Here is a 23,563-nt window from a genome sequence, read left to right on the forward strand (position 1 = left end):
GATTCGTCATGCGTGACCCCTATAGCATCCTGGGCGTCGGCCGCAGCGCCAGCCCGGAAGAGATCAAGAAGGCCTACCGCAAGTTGGCCAAGGAGCTGCATCCCGACCGCAATCCGAACAATCCGCGGATCGAGGAGCGGTTCAAGGAAGTATCCGCCGCCTACGACATCGTCGGCGACCCCGAAAAGCGTGGAAAATTCGACCGTGGCGAAATCGACGCCACCGGCCAGGCACGCGCCTCCGGCTTTGGTGCCGGCGGTTTTGGCGGCGGTTTCCGCCGTGGGCCGGGTGGGTCTGGCGCGGGAGCAGGGGGCTTTGGCGGCCAGCGCGGTCCTTTTGGCGGGGCTGGCACCGGCGGCTTCGACCAGCAGAGCGGCGAGGATTTCCTCGACGAGATTTTCGGCACCATGCGCAGGGGGCCGCGCGGTCCTGGCGCCGGGGCCGGGGCGCGACGCGGGCCTGTCCCTGAACGTGGCGCCGATCGCCATTACACCATCGAAATCGGCTTCGTCGACTCGGCGCGCGGTTGCAAGCGGCGCGTCACCATGCCGGGCGGCAAGCAGCTCGATGTGGCGATACCCGCCGGCATCGGCGATGGCCAGCCGATCCGCCTGAAGGGCCAGGGCGAGGAGGGCAAGCTCGGCGGTGCCGCAGGCGATGCCATCATCGAGGTGAAGCTGCAGCCGCATGAATTCTTCACCCGCCAGGGCGACGACGTGCATGTGGAACTGCCGATCACCGTGGATGAAGCCGTGCTCGGCGCCAAGATCGCCGTGCCGACCGTGGATGGCATGGTGGCGGTGAGCGTGCCGAAGGGAACTTCGTCGGGGACGTCGCTCAGGCTCAAGGGCCGCGGCATGCCGCGCCGCGACGGCCAGCGCGGCGATCAGTATATCAAGCTCAAGATCGTGCTGCCGGAAAAGCCCAACGCGGCGCTGGAAAAGCTGATCGAGGGTTGGGTCAAGGGCAACCGCTACGACGTGCGGGCGCGCTTTACCTTGGATTAAGAACTTCCTCTTAAGCTTTGCTCTACTGCGCGGAATCCGCCCTTGTGACTGGGGGACGGGCTGTCTATCGTCGCTTACAGTCGTGGCCCGATTCGTTTTTGCGGAGCGCCACGCGAGGGGTCATTAGCGATTATGATCAACCGGCGTCTCGCCATCCGTTATCTCCTGGGCAGTGTCGGGGCCGTGATCGGCGCCGGGCTGACGCTCGAGGACGTGCTGGCGCAGCAGCAGACCGCCAAGAATGCCCCGAAGCCGGCCACGAAACCGGCACCCAAGCCGGCCCCGCGCCAGGCAGTGATCGTGCTCGATCCCGGCCATGGCGGCCGCGATCCCGGCGCCATCGGCGTGTCGGGCACGGAAGAGAAGGAAATCACCCTCTCGGTCTGCCGCCAGATCCGCGACATCCTGGCCAAGCGCCGCGACGTGAAGGTGATCCTCACCCGCGACAGCGACGAATATCTCGCGCTGCCCTCGCGTGTCGCGGTGGCGCACAAGCATAACGCCGATCTCTTCATCTCGGTGCATGCCGATGCGGCGCCGAACCGCAGTGCGCGCGGCCTCTCGGCCTATAGCCGTTCCGACAAGGCTTCCGACAAATTCGCCAGCGCGCTGGCCGAGCGCGAGAACCGCGTCGATGCGGTCTACGGTGTCGACCTGCGCGGCACGGACAAGGAAACCTCGGCGATCCTGCTCGATCTGGCGCGGCGCCACAGCCACAATGCCTCGCTCTCGGCCAAGCGGCGTATCGTCGTCGGCGTCGAAGGCAAGGTGCGGCTGCTCGATAATCCGATGCGCACCGCCAATTTCGCCGTGCTGCGCTCGCCGCGCATTCCCAGCGTGCTGATCGAAACCGGTTTTTTGAGCAACCCGGAAGACGAACGCATCCTGCGCAATGCCAAGACCCGCGCCCAGCTCGCCCGCCATCTCGCCGACCAGATCGCCCCGGTGGCGCTGGAACTGCACGAGGCGTAGGCGGGCGCATCGCAATACAGCGATCATCATCCTCGCCGGCCCTTCGGGCCTGTGCGCCCACGAACGCCTTTGGCGTTCGCGCGCTTACAGTGACCCGAGGATATCAGGCAAGCAAGAGCCGGACGCTGGTGTCGTACTTCATCGCCCACGTTGTTGCTGCGGCATCAGATGCGCGGATCAAGTCCGCGCATGACGAAAGGGAGTAGCGCCGCGCCGCGTCACTTCCAGCTCGTGAATTGCTCCAGTGGCTTCTTGATGCCGCCATGCACCGGCACTTCGGCGCCATCCGCCGGATAGCCCACCACCAGCAGGATATAGGGCTTCTCTGACTCAGGGCGCCCGCAGAGCTTGTTGAGGAAGTTCATCGGGCTCGGCGTGTGGGTCAGGGTGGCGAGGCCGGCATGATGCAGGGCGGCGATCAGGAAGCCGGTGGCGATGCCGACAGATTCCGGCACATAGTAATGTTTGCGCTTGCCGCCATCGGGCAGCTCGCCCCAGCGCTGGGCGAAAATCGCGATCAGCACCGGCGCGGTTTCCAGGAACGGCTTGTTGGCATCGGTGCCAAGCGGGGCCAGGGCTTCGAGCCATTCCGGCGACGCGCGGCCATTGTAGAATTCGCGCTCCTCGGCTTCCGCGCCTTCGCGCACGCTGCGTTTCAGTTCGCCATCAGTGATGACGCAGAAATGCCAGGGCTGCTGATTGGCGCCCGATGGTGCAGTGCCAGCGGCAAGCAGGGCGGCCGCGATGACTTCACGCGGCACTGGCTGATCGGAGAAATCGCGCAAAGTACGGCGGCGGCGGATTTCAGCATAAAAGCTTTCCGCCCGCGCGATCATTTCTGCCTCGGGATAACGCCGGTAATCGGGCAGCTTTTCCATCAAGGGCGATTGTGCGGTCATCTTCGCTTCCCGGCTCGGTTTTTACTCGACGATCTTCACCCGGTGGCCGGGCTGCACGGTTTCGCCATCGCGGTAGCCGTTCAGCACGCGGAAACGTTCGACCTGGAGATCGCCCGCCGGCATGCGGCGGCTGAGGCTTTCGATACTGTCGCCGCTTTGCGCGGTGATCACCTTAATGCGCATCGGCTGCACGGCATCGGCTTCTGCCTTGGAGAGATGCCGCAATGTGTTGACGGCGCGGATCACCTCAGGCTCGACGCGGGCGAGCTGGTTCACCGGCGTCAGCAGCACGAAGCGCAGGATGTCATCGGTCGGGAAGCCGACAGCAACGAAGCGGGCATCTCGGCTGGAGCCATCCTGCATCTGCACCCGGGCGCGTGCCGTCGCTGCCGGCATGCCGTTCACCTGGATTGCCTCGGCATTGCTCAGGCGCAGCTTGGGCAGCCAGGTGCGGGTGAGGTAATCGAGCGCGCTGCGCGAGGCCTGCACCTTGCGTTTGTCGCGCTCCATGTCGAATTGCAGCATCTCGTTCTGCGGTCCCCTGGCGATCACCGCATCGGATGAATTGATCAGGCGCCACTTGTCCGGCACCGTGAAGCTGAGGCGTAGGCCGGGATGGGTGAATGTGGTGCCGCGCACCAGGCCCTCTTTCGGGTCATCGCCGAACAGCAGGCCATTGATGCGGTCGAGATATTCGTCGCGGCGATAGATCGGCGTGGTGGGATATTCCTGGGCCGCCGCCATTGCCTCGCGCACGCGCTGCGGCCCGCCGGGATGGGTGGCGAACAGGTCGTTGACGCCGCTTTTCGATGATTGCCCAGCCAGCCTGCGCTGCAGCTCGGTGTCGTCGCTCAAGCTTTGCAGGAAGGCGGCCTGGGCATCGGGCGCATAGCCGACGCGGGCCAGCAGCCGCACGCCGATGGTGTCGGCTTCCAGTTCGTTCTCGCGGCTGAAGGCGGCGAGATAGGCACCGCCCGCCACCTGGCCGGCCTGACCGATCAGTTCGCCGGCACCCTGGCCTAAGAAGATCGAACTCAGGATCGAGGCGCCGGCCACGCCGAGATTGGTCATGATCGAGCGGTCATATCGCTGCTCGGAATGTTTCGCCACCACATGGCCGATTTCATGGCCGAGCACGCCGGCGACTTCCGCCTCGTTATTCGCCAGCGCCAGGATGCCGCGCGTGATGTAGACATAGCCGCCCGGCAGCGCGAAGGCATTGATTACCGGCGAATTCAGCACCGTGAAGGTGTAGCTGTTCGCGGGCAGGCCGGATTGCCCGGCGGCACGGGCGGCGATGCCGGCGACATAGGCGCCGATCTCGAAATTATCGTAGACGCCGCCAAACTCTTTCAGGATTTTCGGATGCTCCTGGGCGCCGAGCTTCTTCGCATCCTCCGGCGACATGAATATCTGTGCTGGCGCCGATGCAGGCGCCAGCGACAGAAACAGGAGGAGAAGCAGCCCGGCGCGTCGCATCAGCGGCCCTTGAACTTGGCGGCGCGGCGTTCGATGAAGCTCTGCACGCCTTCCTTCACATCCTCGCTTTTCATCAGCGCCTTCTGCGTCGGGTGGAAGGCGGCGACGGCGGCGGCCGGGCTCTGCTCGATGCTGATGCGCGAATTCAGCAAAGTGGCGGAAACCGCCAGCGGCGCCTGGGCCGCGATGCGTTCGGCGATGGCCTTGGCGGCGGCATATTGTTGGCCCGGTTCCACCACTTCCTGAATGAAGCCGAAGCGCAGGGCAGTGGCGCAATCGAATTCATCGCCGGTCAGCAGGTAGCGCATGGCATTGCCCCAGCCGGCGCGCTCCACCATGCGGATAGTGGCGCCGCCCGTTGCCATGATGCCGCGCTTGACTTCCAATTGGCTGAAACGGCAATCGCTGGCGGCCACCACGATATCGGCGGCCAGCATCAGTTCGATGCCGATGGTGTAGGTGATGCCCTGCACGGCGGCGACCACCGGCTTGCTGCGGTAGGGCGGTACATTGTTGCACGGGTCGATCTGGCCGGGTTCCACCAGCAGATTGTTGTCGCCCATCAGTGGCGCCACTTTGGGCAGGTCCAGCCCGGCAGTGAAATGCTTGCCTTCGGCATAGAGCAGGGCGACGCGCGCGCCTTCATCCGCCTCGAAGGCGGTATAGGCAGCGGCCATCTCGCGCAGCATCTTCGGTGTGAAGCCGTTGTATTTCGCCGGGCGGTTCAGGCCGATGACGAAAATCTCGCCTTCGCGCCGGGTGATGATCTCGCCGTCTTCATGCACGCTAGACACTGTCGCACTCCTCTTGATCCAGTCTGGTAGATTGGAGTCTTCCACAGGCCGGGCGCTACCGACAAGCGCGTGACTGGCTATAATCCACCCTTATGGCAAAGTCAGGGCAGGGACCGGATTTCAGCTACGAGCAGGGCAGGCCGGCGCCGCTTTGCGGCGTGGACGAGGCCGGGCGCGGCCCCTGGGCTGGGCCGGTGGTGGCGGCTGCCGTGATCCTCGATCCAGCGCGGCTGCCCGCCGGCATCGACGATTCCAAGAAACTCTCGGAAACCGCGCGGGAAAGGCTGGCGCTGAGCATCCGGGAAAGCGCCCTGGTCGGCATCGGCGCCGCCAGCGTGGCGGAAATCGCGCAGTTCAACATTCTCGGCGCCTCGCTGCTGGCGATGCGCCGTGCTGTGCTGGCGTTGCCGCAACGGCCGGCCTTCGCACTGATCGACGGCAAGCATTGCCCCAAGGACCTGCCCTGTCCGGCGGAGGCGCTGGTGGATGGCGATGCCTTGAGCCTCTCGATTGCCGCCGCCTCGATCATCGCCAAGGTGGTGCGCGACCGCGCCATGCAGCGTCTCAGCCTGCGCTATCCGGCCTATGCCTGGCAAAAAAACAAAGGCTACGGCACCAAAGCGCATCAGGAAGGCTTGGCGGCGGCCGGGGCCTGCCCGCACCACCGTCTAAGTTTTGCGCCCTTGGAACCCTGGCGCCCCAAGATGTAGGATTTGGTCCCGGTTCGGACTCGTTAATTTTGCCATTAACTATTAATTAGCCTAATGAATCTAAATACTTACGGGTCATTCATCAGAACGGACCCGACATGGCCCCGACCCGCCTGGAACCGCACAAGCCGTCCCGCAAGGGCCATCTCCGCCTGGTCTCCGTGCCCGGCCCTGATGCCGCCCGCAAGGTGGCCCGCGCCAAGCCTTTAGGGCCGGCCAAGGAACCGGAAGCGCCGCATCCCGCCCTGCCGCTCGATCGCATCCTGCGCGGCGACTGCATTGAATTGATGAACGCGCTGCCGGCGGAAAGCATCGACTGCATCTTCGCCGACCCGCCCTACAATTTGCAGCTTGCCGGCGAACTGCGTCGCCCGAATGACAGCGTTGTCGATGCCGTCGACGATGCCTGGGACAAGTTCGACTCGTTTGCCGATTACGACCGCTTCACCAAGGCCTGGCTGCAGGCGGCCCGCCGGCTGCTCAAGCCGAACGGCACGCTGTGGGTGATCGGCAGCTATCACAACATCTTCCGTGTCGGCGCCCAGCTCCAGGATCTCGGCTTCTGGATGCTCAACGATGTGATCTGGCGCAAGACCAACCCGATGCCGAATTTCAAGGGCCGGCGCTTCACCAACGCCCATGAGACCATGATCTGGTGCTCGAAGGGCAAGGACGCCAAATACACCTTCAACTACGATTCCATGAAGGCGCTGAACGACGATCTGCAGATGCGCTCCGACTGGACCATCCCGATCTGCGGCGGCGGCGAACGCCTGCGCGGCGAGGATGGCGTGAAGACGCATCCGACCCAGAAGCCGGAAGCCCTGCTGCACCGCGTGCTGCTGTCCTCCACCAAGGCCGGCGACGTGGTGCTCGATCCCTTCTTCGGTTCCGGCACCACCGGCGCGGTGGCCAAGCGTCTGGGCCGGCGCTGGATCGGCCTGGAACGCGAAGAGGCGTATGCCAAAGCGGCCGAGCGCCGCATCACCACGGTGCAGCCAGCCTCACCGGACGATCTGGAACTCACCCGCTCGAAGAAGGAAGAGCCGCGCGTGCCGTTCGGCGCCGTGGTCGAGCGCGGCCTGCTGCAGCCCGGCGCCGTGCTGCTCGATCCCTCGGGCCGCCATGCCGCCCGCGTGCGCGCCGATGGCAGCCTGGCTTGCGCCGATGCGGTCGGCTCGATTCACAAGATCGGCGCCCATGTGCAGGGCGCCACCGCCTGCAATGGCTGGATGTTCTGGCATTTCAAGGTCGAGGGGCAGCTGAAGCCGATCGACGTGCTGCGCCAGCAGATCCGCGCCGAGATGATCTGATTTACCAGCAGTCGTGTTGATTAGCAGCGAGTTGTTCACTTCACTGCACTGAGCCCTCCAGGCTCAAAAGCCCGACGGACCCCATGCCGCCGGGCTCTTTTTTGTCCGGAAGCTTTGTAGCGGACTTAAAGCCCGACGCTGCCGATTTCGAGGAATTTGCGGCGGCGCTGTTCGCGCAGATTGCCCGGCTCCTGGCCGACCAGGCCGCGGAGCTGCTGCTCCAGCGCGTCGCCGAGCGCGGCCATGGCGCCCTTGGGATCGCGATGGGCGCCGCCGATCGGCTCGCGCACCACTTCATCCACCACTTTGAGCTTCATCAGGTCGGCAGCGGTGAGCTTCAGCGCCTCGGCGGCGTCCTGGGCCTTTTCGCCGGTGTTCCAAAGAATCGCGGCGCAGCCTTCGGGGCTGATCACGGAATAGACCGCATGCTCGAACATCAGCACGCGGTTGGCGGCGGCGAGTGCTACGGCGCCGCCCGAGCCACCCTCGCCAACGATGGCCGAGATCATCGGCACGCGGATATCGAGGCAGCAATCAATGGCGCGCGCGATGGCTTCGGCCTGGCCGCGTTCTTCGGCTGCCACGCCGGGGAAGGCGCCCGAAGTATCCACCAGGGTGATCACCGGCAGGCGGAACCGCTCGGCCAACCGCATCAGCCGGATCGCCTTGCGGTAGCCTTCGGGCTTGGCCATGCCGAAATTATGCTTCACGCGGCCTTCGGTGCCGCGGCCCTTTTCATGGCCCATCACCACCACGGCGCGGCCACGGAAACGGCCCAGGCCGCCCTGGATCGCCGGATCGTCGGCGAAGGCGCGGTCGCCGGCCAGCGGCTCGTATTCGGTGATCAGCGCCGCCACGTAATCGGCGTAATGCGGGCGGTCCTGGTGGCGCGCCACCTGGGTTTTCTGCCACGGCGTCAGCTTGCCATAGGTGGTCTGCAACTGCTGCGCGGCCTTGGTTTCCAGCCGGGCCAGTTCGTCGGCGATGTCGGTATTCCCGGCATCGGCCAGCTGCTTCAACTCGGCGATCTTGGCCTCAAGCTCGGCGAGCGGCTTCTCGAATTCCAGGTAGGACTGCATGGCTGGATCGTCTAACACGGATCGGCGGCCCGCACAAACCTTTGCAAGGTGCTGTTTATGCTTGACAATTTAGCCGTCTTGGCCGCGCCGCCGCCGCATGCTATAGCCCCGGCGCCTTCTCTCCCACAGGCCCAGCCCTTCCTGCCCAAAAAGCCCATAGAGCCGCCATGACCGATACTGTCCGCATCCGCCGTGCCCTGCTTTCCGTTTCCGACAAGACCGGGTTGGTGGAATTCGGCCGCGCCCTTGCCGCTCATGGCATCGAACTGCTCTCCACCGGCGGCACCTACAAGGCCCTGAAGGACGCCGGCGTGGCGGTGAAGGAAGTGGCCGAGCATACCGGCTTCCCGGAAATGATGGATGGCCGCGTCAAGACCCTGCACCCCACCATCCACGGCGGCATCCTGGCCCTGCGCGATGCCGAAGAGCATGTGGCGGCGATGCAGCGGCATGAGATTCCGCCGATCGACCTGGTGGTGGTGAACCTCTATCCCTTCGCCGCCACCGTGGCCAAGGGCGCCGATTTCCCCACCTGCATCGAGAATATCGATATCGGCGGCCCGGCGATGATCCGCTCGGCGGCGAAGAACCATGGCTTCGTTGCCGTGGTGGTGGATGTGGCCGATTACTCGGCCGTGCTCGACAGCCTGAAAGCCAACGATGGCGCCACCGATCTCGCCCTGCGCCGCCGCCTGGCGGCCAAGGCCTATGCCCATACCGGCGCCTATGACAGCATGATAGCCACCTGGTTCGCGCGCCAGAATGGCGAGGATTTCCCGCCGACCCTGCTGCTCTCGGCCGAGCGCAAGCAGAGCCTGCGCTATGGCGAGAACCCGCACCAGCAGGCAGCTTTCTATGTCTCTGGCGACAAGCGCCCCGGCGTCGCTACCGCGCGCCAACTCCAGGGCAAGGAACTGAGCTACAACAACCTGAACGACACGGATGCGGCTTTCGAGCTGGTGTCGGAATTTTCCGCCAAGCCGACCATTGCCATCATCAAGCACGCCAATCCCTGCGGCGTCGCCACCGGCGATAGCCTCGGCGCCGCCTGGGATGCGGCGCTGCGCTGCGATCCGGTTTCGGCCTTCGGCGGCATCGTCGCCATGAACCGCACGCTGGATAAGGCCACCGCCGAGAAGATCGGCGCCATCTTCACCGAGGTGATCGTCGCCCCCGATGCCGAAGCCGAGGCCATTGAATTGCTGGCGAAGAAGAAGAATCTGCGCCTGCTGCTCACCGGCGGCATGGCCGATCCGGTGGCGCCGGGCTGGTTCGTGAAAAGCGTCGCTGGCGGCTACCTGGTGCAGACCCGCGATGCCGGCCGCATCGAGGCCGCCGATCTCAAGGTCGTGACCAAGCGCGCGCCGACCCAGCAGGAACTGGAAGACATGCTGTTCGCTTTCCGCGTCGGCAAGCATGTCAAGTCGAACACCATTGTCTACGCCAAGAACGGCGCCACCGTCGGTATCGGTGCCGGCCAGATGAGCCGCGTCGATTCCGCCCGCATCGCCTTCCGCAAGGCGCAGGACTCGGCCAAGGCGGCCGGTATTGCTGACTCGCTCACCAAGGGTTCGGTGGCGGCGTCGGATGCCTTCTTCCCCTTCGCCGATGGCCTGGAAGTGCTGGTGGAAGCCGGCGCCACCGCCGTGATCCAGCCGGGCGGCTCGATCCGCGACCAGGAAGTGATCGATGCTGCCGACAAGGCCGGGCTGGCCATGGTGTTCACCGGCATGCGTCATTTCCGGCACTGAAGGACGCTCTGATGTACACGTTGTTCTATTCGCCGGGTTCAGCGGCGATGGCGCCGCAGGCGATGCTGGAAGAGATCGGCGCGGCCTATGAACTGGTGAAGGTGGATACCGCCGCGCGCCAGCATGACAGTGCCGAATATCGCAAGCTCAATCCCAATGGCCGCATCCCGGTGCTGCTGGATGGCGATTTCCCGGTCTTCGAGACCGCCGCGATCTGCCAGTACCTGGCCGAGCAACACCCGGCAGCGAAGCTGATGCCGGAAGCCGGGCAGCCGCGCGCGTTGTTCCTGCAATGGCTCACCTTCATGACCAACACGGTGCAGGTGGCCTTCCTCGACTGGTATCACCCGGACTGGAAACTGCCCGATGCGGCCGGCCAGGCGCTGATCAAGGGGGCCGCCGGGCGGGAACTCGCCCGCGCCGCGCAGGTGCTGGAAGAGGGCCTGCCGGGCGGTCCCACGGTGCTGAAGGATGGATTTTCCGCCGCCGACATCTATCTTACCATGCTGGTACGCTGGAGCCGTTCCATGGAACGCCCGCTCTGGCTCTGGCCGAAAATCCGCGCCGTTGCCGCCGCCACCTACCCGCGCCCTGCCTTCCAGCGCATGATGCAGAAGCAGGGTATTGCCTGGGCCGAGAACTGGCCCGGCTGAAGCATTGCTGCGTTAAAAAAGAAAGTCCTCACCCATGGCGAAGAAGAAGTTCAATCCCAATGCCGCTTTCGCGGTGTTCAATGTCATCTATCAGGATGGCGCCCAGAGTTCGAACCGCAAGGTGCCGGTCGACCGCTTCGGCCAGTTCGACGACGAGCAGGATGTGGCGCAAGCCTTCATCGAGGCGCAGGACCGCGAGATCGCCGAGAAATCCGGCCGCCCGCGCGGCCCGATCAAGACGCTGGAGCGCGTCGGCTGAGGCTTTCCATATTCCTGCTTTCGCGAGGGTGACGAAAAGGGGTGTGGTCAGCGTTACCGCGTCCAGGGCACCAGGCGCCATTTATCGCCGCGTCCAGTAAGCACAGCTTCGCGCGGCCGCTCACAGGCGGCTTCCGGTTTGGCAACGCAGCCGCGCCAGGTGAGCCGCGCCGTGGCGGGATCGAACCAGTCGGCGAAATCGTAGCCGGCGCCGCCCTTTTCCTCGTGGAAGAATACCAGCACCAGGCCATCGCGGTCGCGGCGCCAGACCTCGATGCCGTTCACGGTGTCGCCTGCCGCGCTTTTGTTCACTGCCGCGACATGGCGGCCGTCGGGCGAGAAACGCGGCAGCCCGACCAGCAAGGTCTCGGTGCCGCTCTGCTCGTCCACCAGCGCATAGGCTTCGCCCTCGGCGAGTTTCAGGCCCAATAGCCAGTAGCCGCGTGCGGCAAACCGGTACAGCGCGTATTTGCGCACGCAGTCGCGGTGCACGTCGCGCGCCGGCTGGGCGCAGGCGCGATCCTCCACCACACGCAGCGCGCGGCCATTGCTCAGCAGCAAAGTCAGCCCGGTGGCATCGCGCCGTGCCCGGGCATCGGGTGTTTTCAGGAAGCGGGCTTCCTGTGCTTGCGCCGCGCTTTCCCAGTCTTTCGCCTGTTCCCACAGGGCGGGATCGAGCCGCGCCTCGCTTGGCGCCGGCAGGGTTTCGCAGGCGCCCAGAAACAGGGGCAGCAGCATGAAAAACACAGCCCCCATGCGGGAAAAGCCGCGCCCCTGGCGGTTTTCCATACAGCCCTGCGCTGCGCAATCCCTCATGCAATACCCCTCTTGCCGGAGGCCATCCGACACCCCACTATACTAAGTGTTGGATGGGGATTTTCTCTGATTTTTTGCACTGACCGGGCCTCGGTATTCACGAGGGGTGGTTCCGGGGTCTGGTGCATGAGGGAGAAGTTCGCATGCTTTTGCCGCTTATTTTTGCCCGTATCATCAAAACTGGCAGCCTCACCTATATCGATCCGAAGGGGCGCCACTACCATTTTGGTGACAATGCCGCCGAGCCCGGCGTCGTGGTCCGCGTGCATGACCGCGCCACGGAATGGCGCCTGGCGCTGAATGCCGAGGCCGAGGCTGGCGAGGCCTATATGGCAGGCCGGCTCACCATCGAGCGCGGCACGCTCTATGATTTCCTCGATCTGGTGATGCGCAATATCGGCACCGCGCCACTGCCCTTTCATAGCCTGGCGCATGGTTTCCGCCGGCTGCTGAAATGGTGGCACCAGTGGAACGACGCCGATGCCTCCAAGCGCCGCGTGCAGCATCACTACGATCTCGATGGCCGGCTCTACGATCTGTTCCTGGATACCGACAAGCAGTATTCCTGCGCCTATTTTCCGACGCCGGAAACCACGCTGGAGCAGGCGCAGATCGCCAAAAAGCGCCATATCGCCGCCAAGCTGCGGCTTAAAGCCGGCCAGCGCGTTCTGGATATCGGCTCCGGTTGGGGCGGCATGGCGATCTACCTGGCGCAGAATTACGGCGTCGAGGTGCTGGGCGTCACGCTCTCGGAGGAGCAGCATAAGATCGCCACCCAGCGGGCGCGTGACCTGGGGCTTGCCGACAAGGTGAAGTTCGAGATCCGCGACTACCGCTCGCTGGAAGGGCCGTTCGACCGCATCGTCTCGGTCGGCATGTTCGAGCATGTCGGCGTGCCGCATTTCCCGGCCTTCTTCCAGACTGTGAACCGGTTGCTGGCGCCGGATGGTGTGGCGCTGCTGCATGCCATCGGGCGCAGCGACGGGCCGGGCGCCACGGCAGGCTTCATCCGTAAATACATCTTCCCCGGCGGCTATTGCCCGGCTTTGTCGGAAGTGCTGCCGGTGATCGAGAAATCCGGCCTCTACCTGACGGATGCAGAAATCCTGCGGCTGCATTACGCCGAAACGCTCAAGCATTGGCGCCAGCGTTTCCTGGCGCAATGGGACAAGGCCAAGGCGCTCTATGACGAACGCTTCTGCCGCATGTGGGAATTCTATCTCGCCGGGTCGGAAGTCACTTTCCGTCATGGCGGCCACATGGTGTTCCAACTGCAGATGACGCGCAGCGTCGATACGCTGCCGATCACCCGCGACTACATGCTGGACGAGGAACGCGCCATGGCCGGCAATGGCAAGCCGGCGGTTTCCCCGCTGGCGGCCAGGAGTGCGTAAGTACTTACCAAGTTATCGTCACCCCCGGGCTTGACCCGGGGGTCTCATGCCGCTGCGTAAGATGCCCGGGCTCTAAGCGCGCGCCGCTAAAAGCGGCGTGGGCGCAGAGGCCCGAAGGGCTGGCCCGGGCATGACGACTATGGTTGTAGCTACCGCTTCGGCTCGGCCACTCGCCACAGCACGATGAAGCCGAGGCTGAGAAACACCAGCACGATCACCGCGGCGACGCGCTGGGAAGCCAGCAGCGCGGTGGCGATGCCGATCAGCATCGGCGCCAGGAAGCTGGTGGCGCGGCCCGAGAGCGAGAAGATGCCGTAGAACTCGGCCAGCATGTCGGGCGGCGCCAGGCGGGCCACCATGGTGCGGCTGGCGGCCTGCATCGGCCCCATGCCAAGGCCGACCAGGATGGCGCAGAGGAAGAAGAAGCGCTCGCCCGTCGAGCCGAACAGGCCCATTTCAGCGGTCTTGGCCGGCACCTCGACGCCAAACAGAATACTGCCGGCGGTGATCGAGACGATGCCGAGCGAGCCGAGCGTCACCAGGATGATCGCGGTCTGCACTGTGCGCTTGGAGCCGAAGCGGTCATCGAGCCAGCCGGCGGCGATCACGCTGGGTGCTGCCACCACGGTGAGCGCGATGCCGAACAGGCCAAGCTCGGTGGTGCCCCAGGCGAATACGCCGGCGGCATAGACGCCGCCGAAGGCGATCACCGCGTTGAGGCCGTCGTAATACAGCATATAGGCGATCAGGAAGCGCAGTGTGTTGGTATGCTGGCGCAGATGCGCCACCGTATGCACCACCCGGCGCAGGCCCTCGCGGACCACCTCGCCCAGCGGCTTGCCGCTGCCCGGCCGGTCCGGCGTGAACAGGAACATCGGCAGCGCGAACAGCACCAGCCACAGCATCGCCACCGGGCCGATGATGCGCTCGGCTTCGAAACTGTCGCGTTTCAGGCCAAGCAGGGCTTCGCCCGGCGGCGGTGTGATGCCGATCAGTTCAGGGCGCGAAACGATCAGCACCGCGAATAGCGCCACGATGCCGCCGAAATAGCCCATGCCCCAGCCAAAGCCGCTCAGGCGCCCCATGCGTTCGGGCGGCACCAGGCCGGGCAGCAGCGCATTGTTGAAGACGATGGAGTATTCCGCCGAGATATTGGCCAGCGCCAGCGCCACCAGCACCAGCCATAGCACTTCCGGTTTGCCTGGCTGTGCCAGCCATAACGCGAAGCAGGCGAGGCCAAGCAGGGTCTGGAACGCCAGCAGCCAGGGCTTGCGCCGGCCGCCGGCATCGGCAATGGCGCCGAGAAAGGGGGCGCCCAGCGCCACGATGGCGCCGGCGGCGGCCTGGGTGAAGGCCCACAGCGACTGGCCCTGCACCGAATTGCCCACCACCTGCGAGGTGAAATAGGGCACGAAGATGAAGGTGGTGATGACGGTGAAATAGGGCTGGTTGGCCCAGTCGAACATCGCCCAGGAGAATCGCGCCCGCCAGGGGGCGTAACCCGGGGCCACTGCCAGGGGGGGCGTGCCGTCCGAAACTGCTTGCATGAATTTCCTCCGCAATCCCGGCAGTCTACGAGTCCCGGCGGCTGAAACAAATGAAACATTTACAGACATGAGGCGGAAACAGCCCGCGTTCATAAACCCGGCCAACGTCCTTCCAGCCGGAGATTCCGCCATGACCCCCGAACAAGTGACCCTGGTGCAGCAGAGTTTCGCGCAGGTGCTGCCGATCCGCGAACAGGCGGCCAGGATCTTCTACGACCGCCTTTTCGCCCTCGATCCCGCCCTGCGGCCGCTGTTCAAGGGCGACATGCGCTCCCAGGGCGCCAAGCTGATGAGCGCGCTGACCTTCGTGGTCGGCTCGCTGCACAAGGTGGAGACCATCCTGGACGAGGTTGCCATGCTGGCCCGCCGCCATGTCGGCTATGGCGTCGAGGAGCGGCATTATGCCGTGGTTGGCTCGGCCCTGCTCGGCACTCTGGAAGAAGCCTTCGGGCCGGATTTCACCCCCGCCATGAGTGCCGCCTGGGGCGCCGCCTACCGGCTGCTGGCCGATGCCATGATCGCTGCCGCGCGCAAGGTTACCCCTGCACCGGAACAGGCGGCTTGATGCGGACCGCCCTCTGCCGCTATCGGTAGGGTATGGCCGAGGCGCGAATCATCGTGGTCGACGACGAGGCGGGCATCCGTGAGATGCTCGCCGAGTATCTGTCCGGCCATGGCTTCGCGGTACGCACTGCCGATGGCGCTGCCCAGTGCCGCCGCCTGCTGGCCGAGGAAGCCGCCGATCTGGTGGTGCTGGATATCAACATGCCTGGCGAGGATGGCTTGAGCCTGGCGCGCTGGCTGCGCGGCGAGGCGGCGTTTTCCAGCATCGGTATCGTCATGCTGACGGCGGAATCGGATGTGGTCGACCGCGTCGTCGGGCTCGAGGTCGGCGCCGATGATTACGTCACCAAACCCTTCGACCTGCGTGAATTGCGTGCCCGCATCCGCACCGTGCTGCGCCGGGTGCAGCCGGTGGCAGCGGCGCAGGCGGCGGAGAAGCCGGCGGCTGCCGACAATGGCGAGGATGTGGTGCGGTTCGGCCAGCGCCTGCTTAACCTCGCCAGCCGCAAGCTCTATGATGGCGCGGGTGGGGAAATCCCCCTCACCGCCATGGAGTTCGATCTGCTGCAGGCTTTTGCCCGCCATCCCGACCGCGTGCTGAGCCGCGACCAGTTGCTCGATCTGGCACATCACGGGCAATGGGAACCGTTCGATCGCTCCATTGATATCCGCATTGCCCGGCTGCGGCGCAAGATCGAGGCCGATCCGTCGCACCCCGCCGTGCTCAAGACGGTGCATGGCGCCGGCTACCTGTTCGACAGCCATGGTGGCCGCTGACATGACGGCTGCCGACCTGCCCCCCGATGAGCTGGAAGCCGAACTGGAGCGGCTGCGGCCGCTGCTGGCGGCCTCGCTGGATGCGGTGATCATCGCCGACAAGAACGGCCATGTGCTGGAATTCAGCCCCGCCGCCGAGCGCATCTTCGGCCGCGCCCGCAAGGATGCGCTGGGCAAGCCGATCGGCGAACTGATCATCCCGGCGCATCTGCGCTCGGCGCATGACAGCGGCATGGAGCGTTACAGCGCCGGCGAACCGCATCGCGTGCTGGGCCGCCGCATCGAGACCGAGGGCATGCGCGGCAATGGCGACCGCTTCCCGGTGGAACTGACGGTGACGGAGGTGAAGCGCGGCAAGCATCGTCTGCTCGCCGCCTTCCTGCGCGACATCACCGACCGCAAATCGACCGAGGCCGCCCTGCGCCGCAGCGAGACGCGCTACCGCCTTGCGGTGCGCGGCGCCGAGGCCGGCATCTTCGAATGGGACCTGACCAACAACACGGCCTATTACTCCGAGCGGCTGGAGGAGATCGTCGGCCGCCGCCAGCGTGATCTTCGCGGCGACATCGCCGGCTGGCAGGCTTTTGTGCATCCGCAAGACCTGCCGCTGCTGCGCGAGGAAACCCGCCGCCTGCTGCGGGGCGAGATCGACAACATGGTGCAGGAACACCGCATGCAACGCGGCGACGGCGTCGAGCGCTGGGTGCGCGTCACCGCTGCCGTCGACCGCGACAGTCAGGGCCGCGCCTTGCGCATCGCCGGCTCACTGGCCGATATCACCGAGCGCCGGCTTTCGGAATCCGAGATTTCGCGGCAACGTGAAGCTCTGCACCAGAGCGAGAAGATGTCGGCGCTTGGCTCGCTGCTGGCCGGCGTGGCGCATGAATTGAACAACCCGCTGTCCATCGTGGTCGGGCAGTCGCTGATGCTGCGCGAGGCGGCGGAGGAGGGGGCGGAAGCGAAGGCGCTGGCCGAGCGTGCCGGCAAGATCGAACAGGCGGCGGCGCGCTGCGCCCGTATCGTGCGCACCTTCCTGGCGATGGCGCGGCAGCGCCGGCCCCGGCGCGGCGCGGTGGATATCGAGGCGTTGCTGGACGAAGCGCTGGGGCTGCTGGATTACGGCCTGCGCAGCGCCGGCATCCAGGTGACGCGGCAGAATTTCGGGCCCCTGCCGCCGCTGCAGGCCGATGGCGACCAGCTCGCCCAGGTGCTGACCAATCTGCTCGTCAATGCGCAGCAGGCCTTGAGCAATCACGCCGGGCCGCGCCGCCTGATCATTCAGACCATGCCCAGCGTCGATGGCCGTTTTGCCGAGATCGTGGTGGCCGATAGCGGCCCCGGCGTGCCGCCGGAATTGCGCCGCCGTATCTTCGAGCCGTATTTCACCACCAAGCCGGCAGGCAGCGGCACCGGCATCGGCTTGTCGGTTTCCATCGGCATCGTCGAGGGCCATGGCGGCACATTGACCATGGAAGAAAATCCCGGCCTCGATGGCCTGCCGCGCGGCGGTGCGCTGTTCACCATGCGGCTGCCCATCGGCGCCGTGGCGGAAACCGAGGCCTTGCCGCCATTGCCGGCCGCGCATATGGCCGGCGGCCACGTGCTGGTGGCTGATGACGATGCGGAAGTGGCGGAATTGCTGCGCGACCTGCTGGTGCAGGCGGGCTTCACCGTCGACATGGCAGCCGATGGCGCTGCCGCCCTGGCGCTGGCCCAGGCGCGGGATTACGACGCCATCCTGAGCGACCTGCGCATGCCGGGCATGGACGGCCGCGCGTTGCTGCAGCGGCTGGAGGCGGAAACGCCACATCTGGTGCCGCGCTTCGCCTTTGTCACCGGCGACACGCTGGGGCTCGGCGGCCAGGAATTGCGCACGCTCGGCCGCCCGGTGCTGGACAAGCCCTTCACCCGCGACAGCGTACTGGCGATTCTGGCGCGGATTTTCGCCCCAGCCTGACTTAATACCCACCGTGTTTGATTTCAGGCAATGGCGCCTGCTTTTGCGGCAGCCTGGATTTTATGCTCGGCGCTTGCCAATCCCGTGTGCCCGGTGACAAACTGGTTACTTCCGGTGGCCCAGGGTGGACCAGGGCCGCCGCCATCACGGGGAGACCATAGAATGCTTCGTCGCTCGCTGTTCATCACCGCCGCCGCCTTCGCGGTTGCTGTGGCCGCTGGTGCCGCCCAGGCCCAGACCAAGTGGGATCTGCCGGGTGCCTATCCGGCCGGCAATTTCCACACCAAGAATCTGGTCCAGTTCGCCGAGGACGTGAAGAAGCTGTCGGGCGGCAAGCTGGAAATCACCGTGCATCCGGGCGCGTCGCTGTTCAAGGCGCCGGAAATCAAGCGCGCGGTGCAGACCGGCCAGGCGCAGATCGGCGAAGTGCTGATGGTGAACGTGGAGAATGAAATTCCGATCTTCGGCGCTGATGGCGTGCCGTTCCTGGCCACCAGCTTTGCCGACTCGGCCAAGCTGTGGAAAGCGCAGAAGCCGTTCATCGAGAAGAAGCTGACCGAGCAGGGCATGACCGCGCTTTACGCGGTGCCGTGGCCGCCGCAGGGCATCTACACCAAGCAGAAGGAACTCAACACGATTGAGGACCTCAAGGGCCTGAAGTATCGCGCCTACAGCCCGGCCACCTCGCGCATCGCCGAACTGGTCGGCGCCCAGCCGGTGACGGTGCAGCAGGCCGAACTGGCGCAGGCGATGGCCACCGGCGTGATCGTCACCATGATCACCTCAGGCTCCACGGGCCGTGACATCAAGGCCTGGGAAAGCATGACGCATTTCTACGACACCCAGGCCTGGCTGCCGAAGAATCTGGTGTTCGTGAACAATGATGCGTTCAAGAAGCTGGATGCCGCGACGCAGAAGGCGGTGATGGATGCCGCCGCCGCCGCCGAGACGCGTGGCTTCGCCGCCGCCCAGGTCGAGACCGAGGAATCCAAGGAAGCGCTGGTCAAGGGTGGCATGAAGGTGGTGCCGCCGCCGGCCGCCCTCAAGACCGGGTTCCAGAAGGTCGGTGCCACCATGACCGAGGAATGGGTCAAGAAGGCCGGTGCCGATGGTCAGGCCATCGTGGATGCTTTCAAGAAGATGTAACAGTCTTCAGTAAACGGGCGGGGGAAACCCCGCCCGAATTGTTTCCGGGGGACAATAACAAAGGTTGCTTGCGATGCGCTCGCCACTCGATCTGCTATACAGGGCCTGCGGCTGGCTGGCCGGCTTCTTCATGGTTGCGCTGCTGGTCACTATTCTGCTCAGCATTCTGGGCCGGCAGCTCAATTTCTATATCCGTGGCATTGATGCCTATGCCGGCTATTGCATGGGCGCAGCGACCTTCCTGGCTTTGGCGCATACCTTTGCCCATGGCGAGCATATCCGCGTGACGCTGATCCTGAAGCGCTTCACCGGCTCGACCCGGCGTGCCCTGGAATTGTGGTGCGTTGCGCTCGGCATCGCGGTTTCGGGCTTCTTCGCCTTCTACGCCTGCAAGATGGTGTGGTGGAGCTGGAAGTTCAACGACATCTCCACGTCCAACGATGCCACGCCGCTGTGGATCCCGCAGCTTGGCTTCGCCATCGGCAGCGTGGTGCTGTTCATCGCCATGGTCGAGGAATTCTTTCTCGTGCTGCGCGGCAAGCCGCTCGATGATACCCCCGCCGAACTGGCGCGCACGGAGTAATCCCCCATGGATCAGATCCTGATTTCGGTTTTCCTCATCATCGCGCTGTTCGCCATCCTGGCCACCGGCCTGTGGATCGGCTTGGGCCTGGTGGCCTGCGGCTGGCTGGCCATGATGCTGTTCACCAATCGCCCGGTGGGCGATGCGATGATGACCACCATCTTCGGCTCCAGCACAAGCTGGACGTTGACGGCGCTGCCAATGTTCATCTGGATGGGCGAAATCCTGTTCCGCACGCGATTGTCGGAAGACATGTTCCGTGGCCTGGCGCCATGGATGACGCGCCTGCCCGGTCGCCTAGTGCATACCAACGTGATCGGCTGCACCATCTTCGCCGCCGTGTCTGGTTCCTCGGCCGCCACCTGCGCCACCATCGGCAAGATGAGCATCCCGGAACTGCGCAGCCGTGGTTACCCTGAGAATATCGTGGTCGGCAGCCTGGCGGGTGCCGGCACGCTCGGCCTGCTAATTCCGCCCTCACTGATCATGATCGTCTATGGCGTGGCGGCGGAAGTCTCGATCGCCAAGCTGTTCATCGCCGGCGTGATTCCCGGCATTCTGCTGGCGGCTTTGTTCATGGGTTACATCGTGGTCTGGTCGCTGCTCAATCCGGACAAGATTCCGCAGCCGACCGAGAAGTTCAGCTTCGTGCAGAAGATCTGGGCCTCGCGCCACCTGCTGCCCACGGTCGGCCTGATTCTCGCCGTGCTCGGCTCGATCTATACCGGCATCGCCACCGCCACCGAGGCGGCGGCGCTCGGCGTGGTCGGCGCCCTGGTTGTCTCGGCAGCACAGGGCAGCCTCAACGTCAAAACCTTCATGGAAAGCCTGCTGGGCGCCACCCGGCTTTCCTGCATGATCGGCCTGATCCTGGCCGGTGCGGCTTTCCTCACCCTCGCGATGGGTTTCACCGGCCTGCCGCGCCATCTCGCCGATTGGATCAGCAGCATGGGCTTCAGCCCGGCCGCGCTGATCGTGGTGCTGATGGTGTTCTACATCGTGCTCGGCTGCTTCCTGGATGGCATCTCCATGGTGGTGCTGACCATGGCGGTGGTGCTGCCGATGATCGAGCGCGCCGGCATCGACCTGATCTGGTTCGGCATCTTCGTCGTGCTGGTGGTGGAGATGGCGCAGATCACCCCGCCGGTCGGCTTCAACCTGTTCGTGTTGCAGGGCATGACCGGGCATCAGATCACCTATATCGCCAAGGTCGCTTTTCCGTTCTTCCTGCTCATGGTGGCGGCGGTGGCGCTGATCTTCTTCGTGCCGGGCCTGGTCACCTGGCTGCCGAGCCAGATGCTCGGGCCGGGCGGCTGAGGCGGGGGAGAAGCAAGCATGCTGCCGATTACCCGCATTCCCAGTGAGGCGTCCGGCCGTTCGCGCACCACGGTGCATAACGGTTTCGTTTTCACCGTCGCCACCGCCGATACTTATGAGCTGGACATGACGCGCCAAGCCCGCGAGGCGCTGGCGAACCTCGACCGCCAGCTCGCCGAGGCCGGCACCGACAAGTCGCGGCTGCTCTCGGCCACGGTCTATATTACCGACATGGCACAGAAGCCGGCGATGAATGCGGTGTGGCTTGACTGGGTAGACCATGCCAACCCGCCGCAGCGCGCCTGCATCGGCGCCACGCTGGAAGAGGGCGATATGATCGAGATCGTCGCTATCGCCGCGACGAAGGGGTGACGTTCACCGCCCCACACCACATTGTCACCCTCGCGAAAGCGAGGGTCCCATTACATCCATCAAATGGGATGCCGGCTTTCGCCGGCATGACAAATGGTGGAGAATCTGTCCAAAAACCTCACCTAGAAACTCGGCGGCGTGCAGGCGCTGATCAATTCGCAGGGCTCGCTGCCGATGGTTTTGAAGCGATGCGGCTGCTGGCTTTCGAAATAATAGGCATCGCCCGGGCCGAGCACGCGGGTCTGGCCGGCGACCGTCACTTCCAGGCGGCCTTTCAGCACCACGCCGCCTTCCTCGCCTTCATGGCGCAGCATGACGCGGCCGGTATCGGCGCCGGGTGCGTAGCGTTCCACCAGGATCTGCAGCGCGCGGCCCGATAGGTCGGTGCCGACCTGGCGGTAGCTGATCTTGCCCTTGCCGACCTGCACCAGTTCTTCGGCGCGGTAGAAGGCCTTGCGCGGTGCCGGCGCTTCCAGCGCGAAGAATTCCGCCAGACTCATCGGCAGGCCATCCAGCACGCGCTTGAGCGCGCCGACCGAGGGGTTGACGCGGTTGGCCTCGATCAGCGACACAGTGGCATTGGTGACATTGGCGCGCCGCGCCAGTTCGCGCTGCGAAATTTTTCGCGCCAAACGCACCTGTTTCAGCCGCCCGCCGATATCGATTTCGCCGTCCATCCGCCGCGCTCCTGTTTCGTTGTTCAATATATTTAACAATGTTTGATTTATCGCATCAAGATCAAAGGCTTAAGCGGCAGAGAAAAGCATTGTTTCGCACAGCACTTAGACCGAGACTCACAGGATAGGTTTTCCTTAAATCCCAGCCGGAGCCGACCATGGGCCAGACCGCCCCCGTTCCCAACGACCTGCAATCCTGGTGGATGCCCTTCACCGCCAACCGCCAGTTCAAGGCCAATCCGCGCCTGCTGGTCGGCGCCAAGGGCATGTATTACACGACGCATGACGGCCGGCAGGTGATCGACGGCTCCGCCGGCCTGTGGTGCGTCAATGCCGGCCATTGCCGCGAACCGATCGTGGCCGCGATCCAGAAGCAGGCAGCGGAAATGGATTTCGCGCCGACCTTCCAGATGGGGCATCCCAAGGCGTTTGAATTCGCCGCGCGGCTGGCACATCTGGCGCCGGGCGATCTCAACCATGTGTTCTTCGCCAATTCCGGTTCGGAAGCGGTGGATACGGCGCTCAAGATCGCCATTGCCTATCATCGAGCGCGCGGCGAGGGCGCCCGCACCCGCCTGATCGGCCGCGAACGTGGCTATCACGGCGTCGGCTTCGGCGGCATCAGCGTGGGCGGCATCGTCGCCAACCGCAAGGTATTCGGGCCTTTGCTGGCCGGGGTCGATCATTTGCCGCACACCCATAGCCTCAAGGACATGGCCTTCTCCAAGGGTCAGCCGACCTGGGGCGCGCATCTCGCCGATGACCTGGAGCGCATCATCGCGCTGCATGATGCCAGCACCATCGCCGCCGTGATCGTCGAGCCGGTGGCCGGTTCCACCGGCGTGCTGATCCCGCCGGTCGGCTACCTGCAGAAGCTGCGTCAGATCTGCGACAAGCATGGCATCCTGCTGATTTTCGACGAAGTGATCACCGGCTTCGGTCGCACCGGCAAGGCCTTCGGCGCCGAGACGCTCGGCGTCATCCCCGACATGATGACCACCGCCAAGGGCCTGACCAATGCCGCCGTGCCGGCGGCCGCCGTGTTCACCCGCAAGCATGTGCATGAAGCCTTCATGCAGGGCCCGGAACACATGATCGAGCTGTTCCATGGCTATACCTACTCGGCCCATGCGTTGGCCTGTGCCGCCGGCCTCGCCACGCTGGACCTCTACCGCGATGAAGGCATCTTCGAGAATGCCGCTTCATTGAGCGGCTATTGGGAAGACGCGGTGCACAGCCTCAAGGGCCTGCCCAATGTCATCGACATCCGCAATATCGGCATCATGGCGGCGGTGGAACTCAGCCCGCGCGAGGGCGCGCCGACCAAGCGCGGCTATGATGTGTTCGTGAAATGCTACGAGCAGGGCCTGATGTGCCGCCTCACCGGCGACACCATCGCGCTGTCGCCGCCGCTGATCCTGACCAAGCAGCATATCGACGAAATCTTCGGCATCCTCGCCAAGGTGATCAAGGAAGTCGAATAACCCGGCTTGCGCCT

The 23,563-nt window shown here is 64.9% G+C and carries 23 protein-coding genes; 16 read left to right on the forward strand and 7 right to left on the reverse strand.

From position 1 onward, the window contains the following. Positions 1-8: 8 nt before the first annotated feature. Both V6B08_RS04975 and V6B08_RS04980 read left to right on the forward strand, forming a co-directional pair. Positions 9-1,007, forward strand: coding sequence for a DnaJ C-terminal domain-containing protein (locus V6B08_RS04975; protein WP_341978621.1), 999 nt, complete (start codon positions 9-11; stop codon positions 1,005-1,007). Between the two features lie 132 nt (positions 1,008-1,139). Continuing rightward, a complete protein-coding gene (locus V6B08_RS04980; protein WP_341978622.1) occupies positions 1,140-1,979 on the forward strand; it encodes an N-acetylmuramoyl-L-alanine amidase family protein in 840 nt (279 codons plus the stop codon). Positions 1,980-2,197: 218 nt separating this feature from the next. On the opposite strand, the gene V6B08_RS04985 is transcribed toward V6B08_RS04980, so the two are convergent. The 3 genes from V6B08_RS04985 to V6B08_RS04995 all read right to left on the reverse strand — a co-directional run bounded on the left by V6B08_RS04985 (position 2,198) and on the right by V6B08_RS04995 (position 5,151). Then, positions 2,198-2,878 carry a nitroreductase family protein gene (locus V6B08_RS04985; RefSeq protein WP_341978623.1) on the reverse strand — a complete coding sequence of 227 codons (681 nt, stop codon included), beginning with the start codon at positions 2,876-2,878 and terminating at the stop codon, positions 2,198-2,200. Between the two features lie 21 nt (positions 2,879-2,899). Next, positions 2,900-4,285 carry a M48 family metalloprotease gene (locus V6B08_RS04990; RefSeq protein ID WP_341978624.1) on the reverse strand — a complete coding sequence of 462 codons (1,386 nt, stop codon included), beginning with the start codon at positions 4,283-4,285 and terminating at the stop codon, positions 2,900-2,902. A 71-nt stretch (positions 4,286-4,356) separates the two neighbouring features. Next, a complete protein-coding gene (locus V6B08_RS04995) occupies positions 4,357-5,151 on the reverse strand; it encodes a crotonase/enoyl-CoA hydratase family protein (protein ID WP_341978625.1) in 795 nt (264 codons plus the stop codon). Positions 5,152-5,243: 92 nt separating this feature from the next. Between V6B08_RS04995 and rnhB the strand changes: the two genes are divergently transcribed. After that, the gene (gene rnhB / locus V6B08_RS05000) at positions 5,244-5,861 is read left to right on the forward strand and encodes a ribonuclease HII (protein ID WP_341978626.1); all 618 of its coding nucleotides are present in this window, start codon (positions 5,244-5,246) and stop codon (positions 5,859-5,861) included. A 287-nt stretch (positions 5,862-6,148) separates the two neighbouring features. Next, a complete protein-coding gene (locus V6B08_RS05005) occupies positions 6,149-7,174 on the forward strand; it encodes a site-specific DNA-methyltransferase (protein ID WP_341981588.1) in 1,026 nt (341 codons plus the stop codon). Between the two features lie 125 nt (positions 7,175-7,299). Here V6B08_RS05005 and V6B08_RS05010 read toward each other — a convergent pair whose 3' ends face one another. Beyond that, a complete protein-coding gene (locus tag V6B08_RS05010; protein ID WP_341978627.1) occupies positions 7,300-8,253 on the reverse strand; it encodes an acetyl-CoA carboxylase carboxyltransferase subunit alpha in 954 nt (317 codons plus the stop codon). Between the two features lie 167 nt (positions 8,254-8,420). Between V6B08_RS05010 and purH the strand changes: the two genes are divergently transcribed. From purH to V6B08_RS05025, 3 genes are read left to right on the forward strand one after another with little or no spacing between them, the layout of a single operon-like run. Then, positions 8,421-10,004 carry a bifunctional phosphoribosylaminoimidazolecarboxamide formyltransferase/IMP cyclohydrolase gene (gene purH / locus V6B08_RS05015; protein WP_341978628.1) on the forward strand — a complete coding sequence of 528 codons (1,584 nt, stop codon included), beginning with the start codon at positions 8,421-8,423 and terminating at the stop codon, positions 10,002-10,004. 11 nt (positions 10,005-10,015) lie between these two features. Continuing rightward, positions 10,016-10,657 (forward strand): glutathione S-transferase family protein, encoded by a 642-nt coding sequence (locus tag V6B08_RS05020; RefSeq protein ID WP_341978629.1) that lies wholly within the window; start codon positions 10,016-10,018, stop codon positions 10,655-10,657. 34 nt (positions 10,658-10,691) lie between these two features. Continuing rightward, complete coding sequence (locus V6B08_RS05025) at positions 10,692-10,916, forward strand: hypothetical protein (RefSeq protein ID WP_341978630.1); 225 nt, start codon at positions 10,692-10,694, stop codon at positions 10,914-10,916. A gap of 53 nt (positions 10,917-10,969) precedes the next feature. On the opposite strand, the gene V6B08_RS05030 is transcribed toward V6B08_RS05025, so the two are convergent. Further along, positions 10,970-11,653, reverse strand: coding sequence for a hypothetical protein (locus V6B08_RS05030; protein WP_341978631.1), 684 nt, complete (start codon positions 11,651-11,653; stop codon positions 10,970-10,972). A gap of 221 nt (positions 11,654-11,874) precedes the next feature. On the opposite strand from V6B08_RS05030, the gene V6B08_RS05035 reads away from it, so the two are divergent. Beyond that, entirely contained in the window at positions 11,875-13,125 is a 1,251-nt protein-coding gene (locus V6B08_RS05035) for a class I SAM-dependent methyltransferase (protein ID WP_341978632.1), read from the forward strand. A gap of 149 nt (positions 13,126-13,274) precedes the next feature. Here V6B08_RS05035 and V6B08_RS05040 read toward each other — a convergent pair whose 3' ends face one another. Continuing rightward, on the reverse strand, positions 13,275-14,672 hold the full coding sequence (locus V6B08_RS05040; protein ID WP_341978633.1) for an MFS transporter: 1,398 nt from the start codon (positions 14,670-14,672) through the stop codon (positions 13,275-13,277). A gap of 130 nt (positions 14,673-14,802) precedes the next feature. Between V6B08_RS05040 and V6B08_RS05045 the strand changes: the two genes are divergently transcribed. The 7 genes from V6B08_RS05045 to V6B08_RS05075 all read left to right on the forward strand — a co-directional run bounded on the left by V6B08_RS05045 (position 14,803) and on the right by V6B08_RS05075 (position 21,388). Then, positions 14,803-15,237, forward strand: coding sequence for a globin family protein (locus V6B08_RS05045; RefSeq protein WP_341978634.1), 435 nt, complete (start codon positions 14,803-14,805; stop codon positions 15,235-15,237). A gap of 32 nt (positions 15,238-15,269) precedes the next feature. After that, on the forward strand, positions 15,270-16,013 hold the full coding sequence (locus V6B08_RS05050) for a response regulator (protein ID WP_341978635.1): 744 nt from the start codon (positions 15,270-15,272) through the stop codon (positions 16,011-16,013). Between the two features lies 1 nt (position 16,014). Further along, positions 16,015-17,970: a hybrid sensor histidine kinase/response regulator gene (locus tag V6B08_RS05055; protein WP_341978636.1), complete on the forward strand. Its 1,956-nt coding sequence runs from the start codon at positions 16,015-16,017 to the stop codon at positions 17,968-17,970. Positions 17,971-18,132: 162 nt separating this feature from the next. Then, the gene (locus V6B08_RS05060; RefSeq protein WP_341978637.1) at positions 18,133-19,116 is read left to right on the forward strand and encodes a TRAP transporter substrate-binding protein; all 984 of its coding nucleotides are present in this window, start codon (positions 18,133-18,135) and stop codon (positions 19,114-19,116) included. Between the two features lie 73 nt (positions 19,117-19,189). Continuing rightward, on the forward strand, positions 19,190-19,699 hold the full coding sequence (locus tag V6B08_RS05065; protein WP_341978638.1) for a TRAP transporter small permease: 510 nt from the start codon (positions 19,190-19,192) through the stop codon (positions 19,697-19,699). A gap of 6 nt (positions 19,700-19,705) precedes the next feature. After that, complete coding sequence (locus tag V6B08_RS05070; protein ID WP_341978639.1) at positions 19,706-21,016, forward strand: TRAP transporter large permease; 1,311 nt, start codon at positions 19,706-19,708, stop codon at positions 21,014-21,016. A gap of 18 nt (positions 21,017-21,034) precedes the next feature. Continuing rightward, positions 21,035-21,388 carry a RidA family protein gene (locus tag V6B08_RS05075; RefSeq protein WP_341978640.1) on the forward strand — a complete coding sequence of 118 codons (354 nt, stop codon included), beginning with the start codon at positions 21,035-21,037 and terminating at the stop codon, positions 21,386-21,388. Positions 21,389-21,510: 122 nt separating this feature from the next. On the opposite strand, the gene V6B08_RS05080 is transcribed toward V6B08_RS05075, so the two are convergent. Further along, a complete protein-coding gene (locus V6B08_RS05080; RefSeq protein WP_341978641.1) occupies positions 21,511-22,065 on the reverse strand; it encodes a cupin domain-containing protein in 555 nt (184 codons plus the stop codon). Between the two features lie 158 nt (positions 22,066-22,223). On the opposite strand from V6B08_RS05080, the gene aptA reads away from it, so the two are divergent. Continuing rightward, the gene (gene aptA, locus V6B08_RS05085; RefSeq protein WP_341978642.1) at positions 22,224-23,549 is read left to right on the forward strand and encodes an omega-aminotransferase AptA; all 1,326 of its coding nucleotides are present in this window, start codon (positions 22,224-22,226) and stop codon (positions 23,547-23,549) included. Positions 23,550-23,563 lie beyond the last annotated feature (14 nt).

Source organism: Ferrovibrio sp. MS7, from assembly GCF_038404985.1.
Taxonomy (GTDB): Bacteria; Pseudomonadota; Alphaproteobacteria; order Ferrovibrionales; family Ferrovibrionaceae; genus Ferrovibrio; species Ferrovibrio plantarum.

What these genes read in the sequence shown, in the direction of transcription:
- rnhB (WP_341978626.1), top strand. Translation starts at nt 5,244, where the DNA reads ATGGCAAAGTCAGGGCAGGGACCGGATTTCAGCTACGAGCAGGGCAGG.
- V6B08_RS05010 (WP_341978627.1), bottom strand. Translation starts at nt 8,253, where the DNA reads ATGCAGTCCTACCTGGAATTCGAGAAGCCGCTCGCCGAGCTTGAGGCC.
- V6B08_RS04975 (WP_341978621.1), top strand. Translation starts at nt 9, where the DNA reads ATGCGTGACCCCTATAGCATCCTGGGCGTCGGCCGCAGCGCCAGCCCG.
- V6B08_RS05030 (WP_341978631.1), bottom strand. Translation starts at nt 11,653, where the DNA reads ATGCTGCTGCCCCTGTTTCTGGGCGCCTGCGAAACCCTGCCGGCGCCA.
- V6B08_RS05075 (WP_341978640.1), top strand. Translation starts at nt 21,035, where the DNA reads ATGCTGCCGATTACCCGCATTCCCAGTGAGGCGTCCGGCCGTTCGCGC.
- V6B08_RS05070 (WP_341978639.1), top strand. Translation starts at nt 19,706, where the DNA reads ATGGATCAGATCCTGATTTCGGTTTTCCTCATCATCGCGCTGTTCGCC.
- purH (WP_341978628.1), top strand. Translation starts at nt 8,421, where the DNA reads ATGACCGATACTGTCCGCATCCGCCGTGCCCTGCTTTCCGTTTCCGAC.
- V6B08_RS04990 (WP_341978624.1), bottom strand. Translation starts at nt 4,285, where the DNA reads ATGTCGCCGGAGGATGCGAAGAAGCTCGGCGCCCAGGAGCATCCGAAA.
- V6B08_RS05025 (WP_341978630.1), top strand. Translation starts at nt 10,692, where the DNA reads ATGGCGAAGAAGAAGTTCAATCCCAATGCCGCTTTCGCGGTGTTCAAT.
- V6B08_RS05020 (WP_341978629.1), top strand. Translation starts at nt 10,016, where the DNA reads ATGTACACGTTGTTCTATTCGCCGGGTTCAGCGGCGATGGCGCCGCAG.
- V6B08_RS05050 (WP_341978635.1), top strand. Translation starts at nt 15,270, where the DNA reads ATGGCCGAGGCGCGAATCATCGTGGTCGACGACGAGGCGGGCATCCGT.
- V6B08_RS05005 (WP_341981588.1), top strand. Translation starts at nt 6,149, where the DNA reads ATGAACGCGCTGCCGGCGGAAAGCATCGACTGCATCTTCGCCGACCCG.
- V6B08_RS05040 (WP_341978633.1), bottom strand. Translation starts at nt 14,672, where the DNA reads ATGCAAGCAGTTTCGGACGGCACGCCCCCCCTGGCAGTGGCCCCGGGT.
- aptA (WP_341978642.1), top strand. Translation starts at nt 22,224, where the DNA reads ATGGGCCAGACCGCCCCCGTTCCCAACGACCTGCAATCCTGGTGGATG.
- V6B08_RS05060 (WP_341978637.1), top strand. Translation starts at nt 18,133, where the DNA reads ATGCTTCGTCGCTCGCTGTTCATCACCGCCGCCGCCTTCGCGGTTGCT.
- V6B08_RS05035 (WP_341978632.1), top strand. Translation starts at nt 11,875, where the DNA reads ATGCTTTTGCCGCTTATTTTTGCCCGTATCATCAAAACTGGCAGCCTC.
- V6B08_RS05045 (WP_341978634.1), top strand. Translation starts at nt 14,803, where the DNA reads ATGACCCCCGAACAAGTGACCCTGGTGCAGCAGAGTTTCGCGCAGGTG.
- V6B08_RS05080 (WP_341978641.1), bottom strand. Translation starts at nt 22,065, where the DNA reads ATGGACGGCGAAATCGATATCGGCGGGCGGCTGAAACAGGTGCGTTTG.
- V6B08_RS05055 (WP_341978636.1), top strand. Translation starts at nt 16,015, where the DNA reads ATGACGGCTGCCGACCTGCCCCCCGATGAGCTGGAAGCCGAACTGGAG.
- V6B08_RS05065 (WP_341978638.1), top strand. Translation starts at nt 19,190, where the DNA reads ATGCGCTCGCCACTCGATCTGCTATACAGGGCCTGCGGCTGGCTGGCC.
- V6B08_RS04985 (WP_341978623.1), bottom strand. Translation starts at nt 2,878, where the DNA reads ATGACCGCACAATCGCCCTTGATGGAAAAGCTGCCCGATTACCGGCGT.
- V6B08_RS04980 (WP_341978622.1), top strand. Translation starts at nt 1,140, where the DNA reads ATGATCAACCGGCGTCTCGCCATCCGTTATCTCCTGGGCAGTGTCGGG.